The sequence below is a fragment of the Tatumella sp. UBA2305 genome (assembly GCF_002345795.1).
GTDB lineage: Bacteria > Pseudomonadota > Gammaproteobacteria > Enterobacterales > Enterobacteriaceae > Tatumella > Tatumella morbirosei.
Genome location: NZ_DDVT01000021.1, coordinates 223669 through 237972, shown reverse-complemented (window position 1 = coordinate 237972; position 14304 = coordinate 223669). Strand labels below are relative to the sequence as shown.

The window sequence follows — 14304 nt, the reverse complement described above, 5'->3', positions numbered from 1 at the left end:
AATGAAGTTTGTTGATGAAGCGACAATTCTGGTTGTCGCAGGCGATGGCGGCAACGGTTGTGTCAGCTTCCGCCGTGAGAAATATATTCCGCGTGGCGGTCCTGACGGTGGAGATGGCGGCGATGGTGGCGATGTCTGGCTGTTGGCAGATGAAAACCTCAATACCCTGATCGATTACCGTTTTGAGAAGGCTTTCCGTGCCGAACGTGGCCAGAATGGCCAGAGCCGTGATTGTACCGGCAAACGCGGGAAAGACGTGGTGATTAAGGTGCCTGTGGGTACCCGGATTATCGATCAGGATACCGGAGAGACCATGGGGGATATGACCCGCCATGAGCAGCGTCTGATGGTTGCCAAAGGTGGCTGGCACGGCCTGGGTAACACCCGGTTTAAGTCGTCGGTTAACCGTACTCCGCGCCAGAAAACGATGGGCACAGAGGGCGAGAAGCGCGACCTGCAACTGGAACTGATGTTGCTGGCAGATGTCGGGATGCTGGGGCTGCCTAACGCCGGTAAATCGACCTTTATCCGCGCGGTCTCTGCAGCTAAGCCGAAAGTGGCTGACTATCCGTTTACCACTCTGGTGCCGAGCCTTGGGGTCGTCCGTATGGATCACGAACAGAGCTTCGTGGTGGCAGATATTCCCGGCCTTATCGAAGGTGCGGCGGACGGTGCAGGGTTAGGGATCCGTTTCCTGAAACACCTCGAACGTTGTCGTGTATTGTTGCATCTGATCGATCTGGCACCGATAGATGAGTCAGATCCGGTAGAGAATGCGAAGATAATCCTGGCTGAGTTGGAAAAATACAGCGATAAGCTTTACCAGAAGCCCCGCTGGCTGGTGTTTAATAAAACGGATCTGCTGGATAAACAGGAAGCAGAGAGCCGCGCTAAGGCAGTGGCAGATGCTCTGGGATGGGATAAAAAATATTATCTGATCTCTGCGGCCAGCCGCGATGGTGTTAATGCATTGTGTTGGGATGTGATGAGCTTCATCAACGCCAATCCAAAACAGGCGGAAGAAGAAGAGAAGAAACCGGAGAAAGTCGAGTTCATGTGGGACGACTATCACCGTGAAACTCTGGAAAACAATGCCCAGGCTGAAGAAGAAGATGAAGACTGGGACGACTGGGACGAAGATGATGATGAAGGTGTAGAGATCATTTATCAGCGTTGATCCCTGACGATCCATGATCTGCGGAATTATCATTTAAAAGCCGGAGCTTGTCTCCGGCTTTTCACAGGCTTAGCCCAGTACGGACACCGTCAGTCTGGCGGTACAGCACAGTTTTCCTTTACTGTTACGGATCTCTGTCTGCCAGACCTGCAACTGTCCGCCAATATGCAATGGGTGACAACTGGCATAAACCAGCCCCCGGGAAACCGACCGGTGGTGGCTGGCATTCACTTCAATTCCAACCACACTTTTACCCTCTTCACAGGCCAGGTAACCGGCAACGGATCCCATGGATTCTGCCAGCACCACGGACGCTCCGCCATGGAGCAATCCGAACGGTTGTCGTGTTCGTTCATCTACGGGCATTATCGCTTCCAGATGCTGTTCGCCAATCACAGTGAACTCAATACCCAGGTGCCCGACCAGACACTCCTTGCCCAGGGCATTTAATGCTTCGAGGGTAATTGGTCGTTTCCAGACAGTTTCCATGCGATCAGGCTCCCAGAGTGGCTCCGCCATCCACCACAATATCCTGTAATACCACGTGGCTGGCCTGTGCTGAGGCCAGGAACAAAATGGTATTGGTAATTTCCTGTGGCTGGGCGATTTTCTTCAGTGGAATGCCTAACTTAAATTGTTCGGGGAAGCCGTCAATAGTCTGCTGTTCAGACTGAGGGGTCTTCCACAGACTACGTTGCATTTCTGTATCGGTGGATCCCGGAGAGACAATATTACAGCGTACCCCATGCGGGGCCATCTCCAGGCCAACCGTCAGGCATAAACTGCGTAATGCGGCTTTAGACGCTCCGTAAGCCGACATGCCAAGGCGTGGGGCATGGGCAGCATTTGATGCGACAGTCACGATAGCCCCTTGTTGCTGGCGACGGAACACCGGTAATGTCTGCTGAAACAGATTAAAAGCCCCACCAGCATTAACATTCAGGCACTGCTGCCAGTCGTCAAACGAAAGCTCATCCGTGGCGCCGATCCGCAGGATCCCGGCGGCATTAATCAGGACATCCAGCCGGGGCTGTCTGGCCAGCAGCTTCTGGCAGACCTCAGTCACCTGCTTTGGATCTGCCACATTCATCACCTGACAGCGGAAAGGGTAGTCCTGCCGATCAAATTTTAAATCGAATCCGGTCACTTCAGCTCCGGCCTGGTGAAATGCCAGCGCGGTCTGATAGCCGATACCCTGACCAGCCCCGGTCACCCAAACTTGTTTGCCCTGAAACTCTGGCCACTGACTCATGCTTTTACCTCCCCGGACAGCAGGCTCCACCAGCCATCAACAGAGGCATTTTTTGCCAGGGCCACAAAATCAATCTCCGGATGCGCCATGCGCCAGCGGGCGGCCAGCGCCATCATGCGCACGGAATCCAGACCATAATCGATCAGATTCTCGTCATCTTCCGGTTCATCGTCATCCTCGAGCAATGGCAGAACCATAGCACGCAGGGCACTTTTACTTTCCGGCAGTAGCATTAAATCTTCGGTTGTCACCACTTTACCACTTCGGCCTGCGGTGTAAGTCAGAGCCATCAGGTGCTCTTCACGGCTGAAATCTGCCAGCGCATCGGCCACCATAAAAGGTTTGATATTGCGCATAAAGGCATCGGTGGCTGTTGTCAGGCAACCGATATGAGCGTACACCCCGGTAATCAGTAACTGGTTACGTCCCATAGTTTGCAGTTGCTGTTCGAGATCTGAACGGTGAAAAGCACTGTAACGCCATTTAGTCAGGACAATATCCTGATCATCAGGCGCCAATGCATCGGTGATCTGCTGTTGGTCCGGATGACGGTTTAAACCCGGTCCCCACATATCATTAAGCAGGGCGCGGTCTTCATCACTCTGCTGATTTGGCTGAGCGGTATAAAATACCGGTATCCCCAACGCTTTACACTGAGCACGTAACCGGGCAATATTTTCAACCACCTGGCGAATTAACGGGCTATCACTCCCCCAGAAATTCAGAAAATAGTTCTGCATATCATGGATCAGTAGTGCTGCCCGTGCCGGTTCGAACACCCACTGAACTTTATTTTCCGGCAACTCATCCACTGCCGGCAGGGTGTAAGACTCAAGCTTAGGGATACTCATGGTCACTCCATCAATCGGTGGTAATTCGGATTATTTTTGTTGTTCAGTCAGCCACTGGCGCAGTGCTTTTTTATCGACTTTGCCTACCGGAGTCAGTGGCAGCTCATCCTGCTGAATAATGCGATCAGGGAGTTTAAATTCAGCAATACCCTGTTCACGCAGATGTCGGCGTAAATGTGCCGGCTTGATCGGTTGTTTTGCGACGATAAATGCGCAGCTCTTTTCACCCATCAGCTCATCACTCATTGACACCAGTGCAGCATGGATAATATCAGGGTGACGTTGCAGCAGGTTTTCGATCTCCTCGGCAGCAATCTTCTCTCCGCCACGGTTGATCTGATCTTTTTCACGTCCCTGAACTTTAATATTACCTTCCGCGGTGATCTCAATCAGATCACCGGAACAGTAAAATCCTTCATCATCAAAACAGGTCGCGTTATGTGCCGGGTTATTAAAATAACCACGGAAGGTGTAGGGACCCCGGGTCATCAGGCGACCGATCTGGCCTGCCGGCAACAGCTTGCCGTCTTCATCCACCACTCTGACTTCGTCATCTTCACTCATGGGCCTGCCCTGAGTGGTCACAATTATCTCCAACGGGTCATCCAGCCGGGTATAGTTCACCAGCCCCTCGGCCATACCAAACACCTGTTGTAGCTGACATCCAATTTCTGAAATTATCCGCCGTGCCAGAGTTTCACTCAGACGTGCCCCACCGACCTGCAGGACTTTCAGGGAATTCAGTTCACCGTGATTTCCCTGTTCACTGATGGCCTGTAACCAGAGGCTGACCGCCGGGGGGACCAGCCCGGTCAGGGTAATCTGGTGTCTGGCGATCAGCGGGAAACATTGCGTGGCACTGGGATCGGCGGCCATGACGACCAGCCCGCCGGCATAGAAAATCCCCAGGCACCCCGGAGAGCTCATCGGGTAGTTATGGGCAACCGGCAGGGCGCACAGGTAACGGGTATCAGCATCGACACCGCAAATATCATTACTGGCACGAATACTGTAATAGTAGTCGTTATGGGTCCGTGGAATAAGTTTCGGGGTGCCGGTACTGCCCCCGGAAAGCTGAAAGAAAGCCACTTCATCTGCAGCACTGGGATCGGCAACAAAATTGTCTGCCGGCGTGGCAAGCCACTCAGCCAGGCTGTGATCGCCATCGATAGCATGATGCATCAGCACCGTCGTCACAGAAGGAGTCTGTTCCCTGAACTGATCAAGAAACTGATTATCGGCAAACAAACTATGTCGGCGATCGGCAATCAGTAGTGCGGGTTTTATCTGTTGGGCATAAGAAAACAGCTCAGTACGCTGATGGCTGTACAGGGCATTCACCGGGGCGACGCCCAGTTTCAGAAGCGCAAAGAATACCAGGTAAAACTCGTTATTATTGCCAAGCTGAACCAGTGCGGTATCACCTTTCTTCAGTCCGGCTTGCTGAAGTCTGGCGGCCAGACGGGAACTGGCCAGGGCCATCTGCCGGTAAGTGATCTGCGACTCGTCATCGATAATGGCAACAGCGTCATTATCTTTCTGACGATCGGCAATATCACTTAATGGCAGGTCCAGCCAGTACCCTTTGGTACGGTAGCGACTCGTCAGCTCATCCGGCCAGCGTGTATAAGGGATAGTCATGGGAATTACCTTGATTGTTCAAGCCCGAAAGCTTTCAGCATTGTTGTCAGTTTTACGCCGGTTTCCAGCCATTCAGATTCCGGATTTGATGCCGGGACAATACCGGCACCGGCGAACAGGGTGATATCCTGATTATCGACGGTGGCACAACGTATCGTGACGGCCCATTCGCCATTTCCCTGGTCATCGCACCATCCCACCATGCCGCCAAACAGATGGCGGTCGAAAGGTTCCAGCTGGCGGATTAAGGCCAGCGCCTGAGGATGCGGAAAACCACTCAGTGCCGGTGTCGGGTGTAACAGGGCGGCCAGTGACAAAGCACTTTCGTGACTGTTCTTCAGGGTGCCCCGGATAGAGGTTGCCAGATGCCATAAGGTTCCTGTGGTGACCAGCTCCGGCACTTCGGGCACCGATAACGTCTCGCTGACCGGTTGCAGGGTATCGCGCATGGAATCAGTGACCAGGCGGTGCTCATGGCGGTCTTTTGCCGAGTTCATCAGGGCCTGGCCGGATTGATGATCAAGTTGCGGATCACTGGCACGTTTGGCTGATCCAGCCAGCGGACAGGAATAAAAATGATTTGCCTGCTTTCTCAGCAATAATTCCGGACTGGCACCCAAAAGTGTAGCACCTGAGGATAGTGGAACGTGGAAATGATAGTTATCCGGATTCTGTTGCACAATCTGTGACATCAGCGCCTGCAGGTCCATAGACTCAGGGCTGTGAATGTTCAGCAGACGTGATAATACGACTTTATCCAGCTCTCCCCGCTTCATCGCCTCAACTGCCCGGGCCACCATCGTGGTAAAAACGTTTTTCTCCGGGACCTGGCGGACATACAGAGCATGTTCTGCCGGGGGACCCAGTGGCGCGGTCTCCACTGAGCTCAGTTGCTGGCGATCGAAAAATTCGTAGCTTTCCGGAATATACAACTCTGACGGTTGACGTGTATCAAACGGAATTGCGCCGACAACTACCGGACGTGAAATTCCGGCAGCCCGGGCATGGCGGAATGCAGTTTCCAGACTTTCCGCACTGGCTGAAAGTTGCGGGTTCAGACCGGAAAGAGGCAGTGTCAGACGTTGAAAACAGCCATCAGTTATCAGACTTCGCCAGCCTGACGTAAACAGAAATCGGCCTTTTAAGGAGGGAAATTCCCGAAAGCAGGGATTTTCAGCCTGTTCCTTTTCTAGCATAGTTGCATCCTGAAATGATAAAATGTCTAATAATGATTATCATTTGTATTGTTTCGTGTAACCTAACCGGATCCGTGTAATGTGTCAACGAAATCGTCCTTTGCAGGTAAAAATCCGCAGTTTATGCGAAAAGTCTCCACTGGTAATTCCGGGAAAAAACATGAAAACAGTACACTCAGGTTATAAATGGTTGTTGATGGTATTTTTACTGCCTTTAAGTATGCAAATCAGTGCCATGGAAGGCTGGCCACGACAGGTTCATGGTGAAAACGGCACCATCACGTTACAACATAAGCCTGAGCGCATTGTCTCTACCAGTGTGACATTGACCGGGTCATTACTGGCGATTGATGCTCCGGTAATTGGCAGTGGTGCGACCGCGCCGAACAGCCGTTTTACCGATTCACAGGGCTTCTTCCGCCAGTGGGGAGATATTGCGAAACAACGCCAGGTAAAGCGTCTGTATATTGGCGAGCCGAATGCTGAAAGTATTGCCAGTGAAGCTCCGGATTTGATTCTGGTCAGTGCCACCGGAAATGACAGTGCGGTAAAACTGGTGAGTCAGTTATCGGCGATTGCTCCGGTGCTGGTAGTGAACTACGACGATAAGAGCTGGCAGCAACTGGTCTCAGAGCTGGGACAGGCTACCGGCCATGAAGCACAGGCGGCGCAGAAAGTTGCAGAGTTCGATCAACGTGAAAAAGCGTTGAAAGCACAACTCCGTCTGCCTCCGCAACCTGTCTCAGCAATGGTCTGGAATGGTGGCGGTCGTGAAGTGAATCTGTGGACCCCCGAGTCAGCTCAGGGCAAATTACTGGAACAACTGGGTTTCACTCTCGCCACCCCGCCTGCGTCTGTCACCGGTAATTTCAGCATGGGGCACCGTAAGGATATCATTCAGTTATCCGGTGAAAACCTGGCTGCCGGACTGGCAGGTAAAAGCTGGCTGCTGTTTGCCAGTACCGACAACACCGTGCCTCAGGTCCTCAAAGATCAGTTCCTTTCACAAACGGATGCTGTCCGTAACAAGCAAGTCTATGCAATGGGCAGTGACAATTTCCGTCTGGATTATTATAGTGCCAGCCATCTGCTGACTACCCTGCAGCATCAGTTCGCACATTAATGGTGAGAGAAAACGGTACATCAGTACCGTTTTCTCTGGCCAGTGGTCGCTAAATTTCTTTGCAAGGGTGGCATTTCCAGTTCGTTGAAGGTCCTGAGGGTTATGCGTCAACCGTATTTGCTGATCTTGCTGTTGTTGTTATTTACTCTGTTAACCGTACTGAGCCTGATTGCCGGGTCAAAAATGATTCCGGTCACGGAGACCTGGCAGTCACTGTTCTCTCCTGAGCATTGTGTATCTCAGGACTGTACGATTATCCGCTTTGCCCGGTTGCCCAGAACACTGGCCGGGATTGCCGCAGGTCTATCTCTCGGGCTGGCTGGTGCGCTAATGCAGACGCTCACCCGTAATCCGCTGGCTGATCCTGGCATTCTTGGGGTTAATTCCGGTGCGTCTTTCGCCATTGTGCTGGGCATCGCCCTGACAGGGGCCGATACCCCGCTGGCCTGGCTCGGATTTGCTTTCAGCGGCGCGATTCTTGCCTTATTGATTGTCGCGCTGACCGGTGCCGCTGCGGGAGGTCGGGTGAATCCGGTACGGTTGACCCTCGCGGGTGTCGCCCTGGCCGCGGTTCTGGAGGGGATGACTAATGGCTTGTCATTAATGAACCCCGAAATTTATGATCATCTTCGTTTCTGGCTCAGTGGTTCGCTGGATATTCGCCAGTTTACTTCGCTGGCGGTGATCTCTCCGGCAATCGTCCTGGCGACAGTGTTGTCGCTACTATTAAGTAAATCACTGAATAACCTGAGTATGGGCGGCGACCTTGCGGTAACGCTCGGTACCCGGGTATTACGTACCCAACTGACGGGGCTGGTGGCGGTAGCTCTGCTGGCCGGTTCAGCGACGGCGCTAACCGGGCCGGTAGCGTTTGTTGGTCTGATGGCGCCGCATTTGGGTCGTTTTCTGACAGGTGCTGATCACCGGCGGTTACTGCCGGTCACCTTGCTGCTCACTCCCTGTTTACTGTTGGCAGCTGATATTGCCGGCCGCTTTATGGCGGTGGGGGAATTACGGGTTTCTATCGTCACCGCGTTAATTGGTGCGCCGGTGCTTATTTTCCTGATACGCCGTCAGTCTCAGGGAGGTATCTGATGAAGGCCCGTAACCTGAAGGTATTAATCTTTTTGTTGTTGCTACTGCTGTTACTCAGTTTTTTATCTCTGACACGCGGGACCTTACCGGTCAGTAATGATCAGTTATGGCAGGTGCTGCGGGGGGATGCACCCCGTGGGATTAGCATGGTAGTTATCGACTGGCGGCTACCGCGTGTAGTAGCCGCGCTGATTACCGGTGCTGCTCTGGCACTCAGTGGCGCGATTTTCCAGTCACTGTTGCGCAATCCCCTGGGCAGCCCGGATGTGCTGGGCTTTAACACCGGCGCATTTTCGGCGGTATTACTGGCGATGGTGTTTCTGCCAGGTCAGCCAGCGATATTAGCACTGGCGGCGCTGGCGGGAGGGCTGGTAACGGCGGCAATCGTCTATCTTTTTTCCTGGCGCCAGGGGGTGGCAACCTTCCGGTTGATCATCGTTGGGATTGGTGTTCGTGCATTGCTGATGTCACTCAACAGCTGGCTTATCACCACGGCCTCACTGGATACTGCATTATCCGCCGGGTTATGGAGTGCCGGGTCACTGAACGGTATCAACTGGAACAGCCTGCCTCCGGTCGCCCTGATTTTACTGATGGCAACGGTTGCCACTGCGCTGTTGGCAAGACGTATGCGTTTGCTGGAAATGGGCGATGATATGGCTGCCGCCTTAGGTATTCCGGTCGAACGTAGCCGACTGTGGTTGATGCTGGTGGGGGTGATACTGACCGCCGTATCAACAGCGCTGATTGGTCCGGTGTCGTTCGTCGCGCTGGTCGCACCACAAATTGCCAGTCGTCTGTGTCGTGATGGACCCTATCAAATGATTGCCAGTGCATTCAGTGGTGCTGTTCTGTTACTGGCGGCAGACTATATTGCCACACATCTTTTCGTCCCGTATCAGCTGCCGGTCGGTGTCGTCACGGTCAGTCTGGGAGGGTTGTACTTAATGAGCTTACTGGTCAGAGAGGCACGTCGCAAATGACCGACAGACAATCACCCTTGCAGGGGAATCACCTGACCCTCGGCTACGATAAGAAAATTATTTCCCGCGATTTATCCGTGTCTATTCCGCAGGGAGAAGTGACGGTGATTATCGGTCCGAACGCCTGCGGAAAATCGACCCTGCTGCGTACACTGAGCCGTTTGCTCACTCCACTGCAGGGGCAGGTGGTACTGGATGGTGAGTCGATTAGCAGTTATCCGACCAAAGAAATTGCGCGGCGGCTCGGGCTTTTACCGCAATCTCCCAATTCCCCTGCCGGTATCACGGTACGTGAATTGGTGTCGCGCGGCAGATATCCGCATCAGCAACTGTTTGGCCGGTGGCGTAACGAAGACGCGCAGGCGGTAGATCAGGCAATGCAGGCTACCAGAGTTGACCATCTGGCAGAGCAAACCGTGGATACCTTGTCCGGTGGGCAGCGGCAAAGAGTGTGGATCGCGATGGTACTGGCGCAGCAAACCCCACTGTTATTGCTCGATGAACCTACCACCTGGCTGGATATCACTCATCAGATAGAACTTATGGAGCTGATGCGTGATCTTAATCGTCAGCACGGCAGAACGCTGGTAGTAGTGTTGCATGAACTGAATCATGCCTGCCGTTATGCCACACATCTGATAGCCATGCGTGACGGGCAGATTATCGCTGAGGGTAAACCTTCAGAGATCGTCACAGCAGAGCTGATTGAGCAGGTGTATGGACTGAAATGTATGATCATCAGCGATCCGGTGGCCGGAACGCCGATGGTTGTCCCCTTGGGCAGAGAGTAGCAAACCCCGTAACTGTCGCAGCCTGCCGGAAGCACCAGGGCTTCCGGTAAGCATGAGTTATTTCTGCAGGCTTTCCAGCCGCTGGCTGATTTCCGGACCGATGATCGCCAAAACTGCCTCAGAAAAGATTTCTGAATGGGCGCAGTCGACGGGCACAACTTCCAGCTGACGGATATACGGCGCCCAGCATTGCTGTGCATCAGCCCCCTGCTGGCGGGTTCTTTCGGCCAGGAACATGGTGGCCTTACCCCCAAAGCGGGCGCTGGTCGCAGTGGTCAATAGCCTGACCGCGCTGGCATAGTTCTGACTAATGACTTCAAACATCCCGGCCATATCTTCACCGGCCATTTTCCGCTGACTTTGCATAAATTGCTCACGCTCGCGATCAACTTCAGCCAGGACTTCCGGGTCCAGGACATTTTTTCCCTGGCGTTCATCCCAGTTTTGGGTTTCCGGTGGCCAGGTATCCAGCAGCCCTAGGAAAGCAATCCGCTCACCGGCGGCTTCCAGACGGGCTGCCACTCCCTGAGCCAGTGTGCCACCCAACGAATAGCCGATCAGATAATAGGGGCCATGAGGTTGCTGCTGGCGGATAAGCTGCAGATGCGCATCACAGACATCGTCTATATGCTGGCTCTGTTGCAGAATGCCGTCGGCGGTAGGCGACTGGATACCGGTCACCGACCAGTGAGCCGCCAGATAACGACGCAGAACACTGAACTGCCAGGCGAAACCGGAGGCAGGGTGGAAGCAGAATAGCCGGGGGCCATGACTTTCCCGCAGCGGCAGCAATGGAGCATGACCGGCTTCAGTCCCCTGATCCTGCTGCGGTGTCGTCAATAACCGGGCCAGTTTTTCGACGCTGGGTGCGACCATAATTTGTCCGACGGTGATGTGCTGGTGTAATTTCTTACGCAACCGTGCCGCCAGCCGCATTGCCAGCAGTGAGTGTCCGCCAAGAGCGAAGAAGTCATCTGTGGCGAACAGTGTGTCGCAGCCAAGAATCGCGGCAAATTCTTCGGCCAGCTCGCTTTCCAGCCCTGCCGTCGGTTTTCGCTGGTGTTTACCGGTATGCAGAGCCGGTAACGGTAATGCTTTACGATCCAGTTTGCCGTTATTACTCAGAGGAAAATCATCAACCTGCATAATCGCCACCGGTACCATATGCGCCGGCAAGTGTGCGGCAAGCTGAGATCGCAGTTGCTCTGTGTCTACCGGTTGATCGCTTATTACATAAGAAATCAGCTGGCGGGCATCTTCCCAGCGCTGGTCATGACTCTGGTTTTCCTGCAGTACGCGCGCCAGTGTAACTGCCTGCTCTACGCCAGACTGCTCAAGCAGAACATGATCAATTTCGGTCAGCTCAATACGCTGACCGCGGATTTTCAACTGATCATCATTCCGGCCAAGATATTCAATAGCGCCATTAGCCAACCGCCGTACCACGTCTCCGGTACGGTACATCCGTTCACCTTCTGCGCCTGGCAGGGCCACAAACCGTGAGGCAGTCAGACCCGGACGGCCCAGATAGCCCTGAGCCAGCTGAATGCCACTTAGCCACAGCTCGCCGGCAATACCTTGCGGCAGAGGTTGTAGCTGTGCATCGAGAATATGCAGTCCGGTGTTCCAGACCGGGAAGCCGATGGGCACGCTGCTGCCGGTAACCGCCGCCAGCTCAGGACCGAATGCCGGGTACCAACTGACATCCACGGCCGCTTCCGTCGGACCGTATAAATTGTGTAGTTCTGTTCCGCATAACTGCTGCCACTGCCGGGCAAGAGCTGTCGGCAGGGCTTCGCCACTACAAAAGACCCGACGCAGTTCGCGTGCAGCCAGCCTGGCACTGTCCGGGGGTAACGATGAAGTAAAGGCCGCTAACATCGATGGTACAAAATGGAGTGTGGTGACATGATAATCGAGTATCAGTCTTAGTAATGCTTCCGGGTCGCGGTGTGATTCAGGAGGTGCCATCATTAACCGGGCCCCGGTAATCAGCGGCCAGAAAAATTCCCATACAGACACATCGAAACTGGCCGGGGTCTTTTGCAACACGACATCAGTGCTGTTCAGCGGATAATGATTTTGCATCCACAACAGACGGTTGATGATAGCCTGATGACTGACCAGTACGCCTTTCGGCCGACCGGTAGAACCGGAGGTATAAATCAGGTAAGCGCCATCACCTGCAAACGGTCCGGGCAATGACAAGGGGCCGCAAAGTGGCGACAACAAAGCATCATAATGGTACTGAGCGACTCCGCTGATCGCCCGGAAACGGGAAGTCAGTTCGGGCCCGGTAATCAGGAGTTTCGGGGCTGCGTCTTCCAGCATCATCTGCAGACGGTCGTCCGGGTAACCGGTATCCAGCGGTAGCCAGACGGCACCCAACCGAACAATAGCCTGTAATGCCAGCGACAAACAGACTGAGCGCGGCAGGGCGACAGCCACAATATCCCCGCGACTCACACCCGCCTGATGCAGTTGCTGTGCCAGTGCCAGGCCCTGCTGGTGCATTTCGTGATAAGTGAGTTGCTGATGCACATCCGCCAGACCAATCGCCTGAGGTGAAGACAACGCCTGCTGTTCCAGCAGGTCAGATAAGGTGGTTGCCGGCACAGGGTGTTCTGCCTGACCGATATCAGCAAGCTGTTGTTGCTCTTTAGCATTCAGAATGATCGCCTCTGAACATTTCAGACCCGCTGACTGGCCAAACTGTTTTGCCAGTAATGGCAGACGATCCAGATGTTCCTGAAGCAGGCCGGCATCATAGCGTCCGGCATTAGCCAGTATTCCAAAGGTTACATCGCCGGATTCGCCGGGGAAAATGGCGATTTCCAGATCACGTACCGGGCCGGAGGCAAGATGACGGGTATCGGCATGCAGGCCACTAAAACTGAGCTGATAATCAAACATTTTAACGTTGATCACCGGACCATACAGTGGATCGCTGTCGCCGTGACGGCCGGCATCCCGCATCACCTGTTCCGAATCGTAACGCTGGTGGCGGCGGTTTTTCTTAATTTCTTTAGCCAGCCGGGCTGCCAGTTCAGGCAGTGTCAGGTTGGGCTGATAATCGACAGCCATCGGTAATACATTGATGACCGGACCTGTGGCGCACAGAGCTGCTGAGCCAAGGCGGCGCATAAAGATAAATCCACTGCTGAAAGGTTGCTGTCCGGTCAGACGAGCCAGCCAGACAGCAACCAGCGCAATTGCTCCGTCGGTGAGCGTCAGTTGTTCGGCTGTCAGTTGGCTACACAGTGGTTGCAGATCGGTGGCGGACAAGGTCAGTTGCAGCCGGATAAGTTCAGTCGAAGGGTGCTGCCCGCTCAGTGGCTGTTCAGAGAGGCTAACCGGCGCAGGCAGTGTTTTGACTTTCTCCTGCCAGTAGCCGGCATCCCGTTGCCAGCCGGCAGACTGTTGGTAATCCAGATATTCAGTAACCACGTCACTGAACGGAGTGAACGGTGAGGGCCCCGTATCAGTTTGCTGGCATAAAGCCGTGTAGATCTCAGCAATACGTCGGGTAAGGGCTGTGAAACTGAAACCATCGATCGCAATATGATGATAACGCTGATACCAAAGCCAGTGGTTATCTGCGATCTGCAAAATCAGATTACGATACATCGGTTTACCCGGAGCCAGTCGCAAATCACTGTGTAAATCCTGGTGCATCAGGTGTTCTGCGGTCTGACGTGGATCCCCCTCTTCACGAAGGTCACGAAATTCCGCGTCAATGACCGGCGCCTGACCGGGGCATTGCATGGCTTCACCCTCGATTTCTTCAAACACCATATGCAGGGTATCAGCCTCAGCCAGACCATGGCGGATAGCCGCGGTGAGATGCGGCAGCGAGATCTCGCCCTGTAATTCTGTCACATGGGCCACCGCGTAGGCATTGCTGTAAGGTGATAGCTGATCTGCCAGCCAGATCCCCGGTTGTGCTGCGACCAGCGGCAGCCAGCGTGTTTGTTCAGACATAATGACTTCCGGTACTCAGTTGTGCCGCAGGGCGGATATCCGTCCAGTGTGATTCCAGCCATAGCAGGCATTGTTCCTGTGGGCAGGGGCCATAAACCCGCAGCCAGCCGTCAGGGACAGTAATAGATTCCGGCCACAGACTGAACTGCCCTGCATGATTTTTCAGTACGCTGGCAGAGGCGTCTGGCTGGTCAAAAGGATGAAGATTCTTCAT

The 14304-nt window shown here is 53.9% G+C and carries 12 protein-coding genes; 5 read left to right on the top strand and 7 right to left on the bottom strand.

The window, feature by feature from the left end; all coding sequences use genetic code 11:
* The first annotated feature begins 1 nt into the window (after position 1).
* A complete protein-coding gene (cgtA, locus tag B3Z23_RS14975) occupies positions 2-1177 on the top strand; it encodes an Obg family GTPase CgtA (RefSeq protein WP_294911572.1) in 1176 nt (391 codons plus the stop codon).
* A gap of 69 nt (positions 1178-1246) precedes the next feature.
* Here cgtA and B3Z23_RS14970 read toward each other — a convergent pair whose 3' ends face one another.
* The 5 genes from B3Z23_RS14970 to B3Z23_RS14950 are packed head-to-tail and all read right to left on the bottom strand — an operon-like array spanning position 1247 to position 6117.
* The gene (locus B3Z23_RS14970) at positions 1247-1666 is read right to left on the bottom strand and encodes a hotdog fold thioesterase (protein WP_294911570.1); all 420 of its coding nucleotides are present in this window, start codon (positions 1664-1666) and stop codon (positions 1247-1249) included.
* A 4-nt stretch (positions 1667-1670) separates the two neighbouring features.
* Positions 1671-2429, bottom strand: coding sequence for a 2,3-dihydro-2,3-dihydroxybenzoate dehydrogenase (gene dhbA / locus B3Z23_RS14965; protein WP_294911568.1), 759 nt, complete (start codon positions 2427-2429; stop codon positions 1671-1673).
* Positions 2426-3280, bottom strand: coding sequence for an isochorismatase family protein (locus B3Z23_RS14960; protein WP_294911566.1), 855 nt, complete (start codon positions 3278-3280; stop codon positions 2426-2428). The genes dhbA and B3Z23_RS14960 overlap by 4 nt, the downstream gene beginning before the upstream one ends.
* 30 nt (positions 3281-3310) lie before the next feature.
* A complete protein-coding gene (locus tag B3Z23_RS14955) occupies positions 3311-4921 on the bottom strand; it encodes a (2,3-dihydroxybenzoyl)adenylate synthase (RefSeq protein ID WP_294911565.1) in 1611 nt (536 codons plus the stop codon).
* A gap of 5 nt (positions 4922-4926) precedes the next feature.
* Positions 4927-6117 carry an isochorismate synthase gene (locus B3Z23_RS14950; protein WP_294911563.1) on the bottom strand — a complete coding sequence of 397 codons (1191 nt, stop codon included), beginning with the start codon at positions 6115-6117 and terminating at the stop codon, positions 4927-4929.
* Positions 6118-6313: 196 nt separating this feature from the next.
* Here B3Z23_RS14950 and fepB point away from each other — a divergent pair, with 196 nt between their 5' ends.
* The 4 genes from fepB to B3Z23_RS14930 all read left to right on the top strand — a co-directional run bounded on the left by fepB (position 6314) and on the right by B3Z23_RS14930 (position 10109).
* A complete protein-coding gene (gene fepB, locus B3Z23_RS14945; RefSeq protein ID WP_294911918.1) occupies positions 6314-7240 on the top strand; it encodes a Fe2+-enterobactin ABC transporter substrate-binding protein in 927 nt (308 codons plus the stop codon).
* A gap of 72 nt (positions 7241-7312) precedes the next feature.
* The gene (fepD, locus tag B3Z23_RS14940; RefSeq protein WP_414716498.1) at positions 7313-8335 is read left to right on the top strand and encodes a Fe(3+)-siderophore ABC transporter permease; all 1023 of its coding nucleotides are present in this window, start codon (positions 7313-7315) and stop codon (positions 8333-8335) included.
* Positions 8335-9318 (top strand): iron-enterobactin ABC transporter permease, encoded by a 984-nt coding sequence (gene fepG / locus B3Z23_RS14935; protein WP_294911559.1) that lies wholly within the window; start codon positions 8335-8337, stop codon positions 9316-9318. Before fepD ends, fepG begins: the two co-directional genes overlap by 1 nt.
* On the top strand, positions 9315-10109 hold the full coding sequence (locus B3Z23_RS14930; protein WP_294911557.1) for an ATP-binding cassette domain-containing protein: 795 nt from the start codon (positions 9315-9317) through the stop codon (positions 10107-10109). The genes fepG and B3Z23_RS14930 overlap by 4 nt, the downstream gene beginning before the upstream one ends.
* 57 nt (positions 10110-10166) lie before the next feature.
* On the opposite strand, the gene B3Z23_RS14925 is transcribed toward B3Z23_RS14930, so the two are convergent.
* Positions 10167-14090, bottom strand: a complete 3924-nt coding sequence (locus B3Z23_RS14925; RefSeq protein ID WP_294911555.1) for an enterobactin synthase subunit F — start codon at positions 14088-14090, stop codon at positions 10167-10169.
* Complete coding sequence (locus tag B3Z23_RS14920) at positions 14083-14304, bottom strand: MbtH family protein (protein ID WP_294911553.1); 222 nt, start codon at positions 14302-14304, stop codon at positions 14083-14085. The genes B3Z23_RS14925 and B3Z23_RS14920 overlap by 8 nt, the downstream gene beginning before the upstream one ends.

Excerpts from the sequence above, each read along its gene's own strand:
- cgtA (WP_294911572.1), top strand. The coding sequence starts at position 2 with ATGAAGTTTGTTGATGAAGCGACAATTCTGGTTGTCGCAGGCGATGGC.
- B3Z23_RS14970 (WP_294911570.1), bottom strand. The coding sequence starts at position 1,666 with ATGGAAACTGTCTGGAAACGACCAATTACCCTCGAAGCATTAAATGCC.
- dhbA (WP_294911568.1), bottom strand. The coding sequence starts at position 2,429 with ATGAGTCAGTGGCCAGAGTTTCAGGGCAAACAAGTTTGGGTGACCGGG.
- B3Z23_RS14960 (WP_294911566.1), bottom strand. The coding sequence starts at position 3,280 with ATGAGTATCCCTAAGCTTGAGTCTTACACCCTGCCGGCAGTGGATGAG.
- B3Z23_RS14955 (WP_294911565.1), bottom strand. The coding sequence starts at position 4,921 with ATGACTATCCCTTATACACGCTGGCCGGATGAGCTGACGAGTCGCTAC.
- B3Z23_RS14950 (WP_294911563.1), bottom strand. The coding sequence starts at position 6,117 with ATGCTAGAAAAGGAACAGGCTGAAAATCCCTGCTTTCGGGAATTTCCC.
- fepB (WP_294911918.1), top strand. The coding sequence starts at position 6,314 with ATGGTATTTTTACTGCCTTTAAGTATGCAAATCAGTGCCATGGAAGGC.
- fepG (WP_294911559.1), top strand. The coding sequence starts at position 8,335 with ATGAAGGCCCGTAACCTGAAGGTATTAATCTTTTTGTTGTTGCTACTG.
- B3Z23_RS14930 (WP_294911557.1), top strand. The coding sequence starts at position 9,315 with ATGACCGACAGACAATCACCCTTGCAGGGGAATCACCTGACCCTCGGC.
- B3Z23_RS14925 (WP_294911555.1), bottom strand. The coding sequence starts at position 14,090 with ATGTCTGAACAAACACGCTGGCTGCCGCTGGTCGCAGCACAACCGGGG.
- B3Z23_RS14920 (WP_294911553.1), bottom strand. The coding sequence starts at position 14,304 with ATGAAGAATCTTCATCCTTTTGACCAGCCAGACGCCTCTGCCAGCGTA.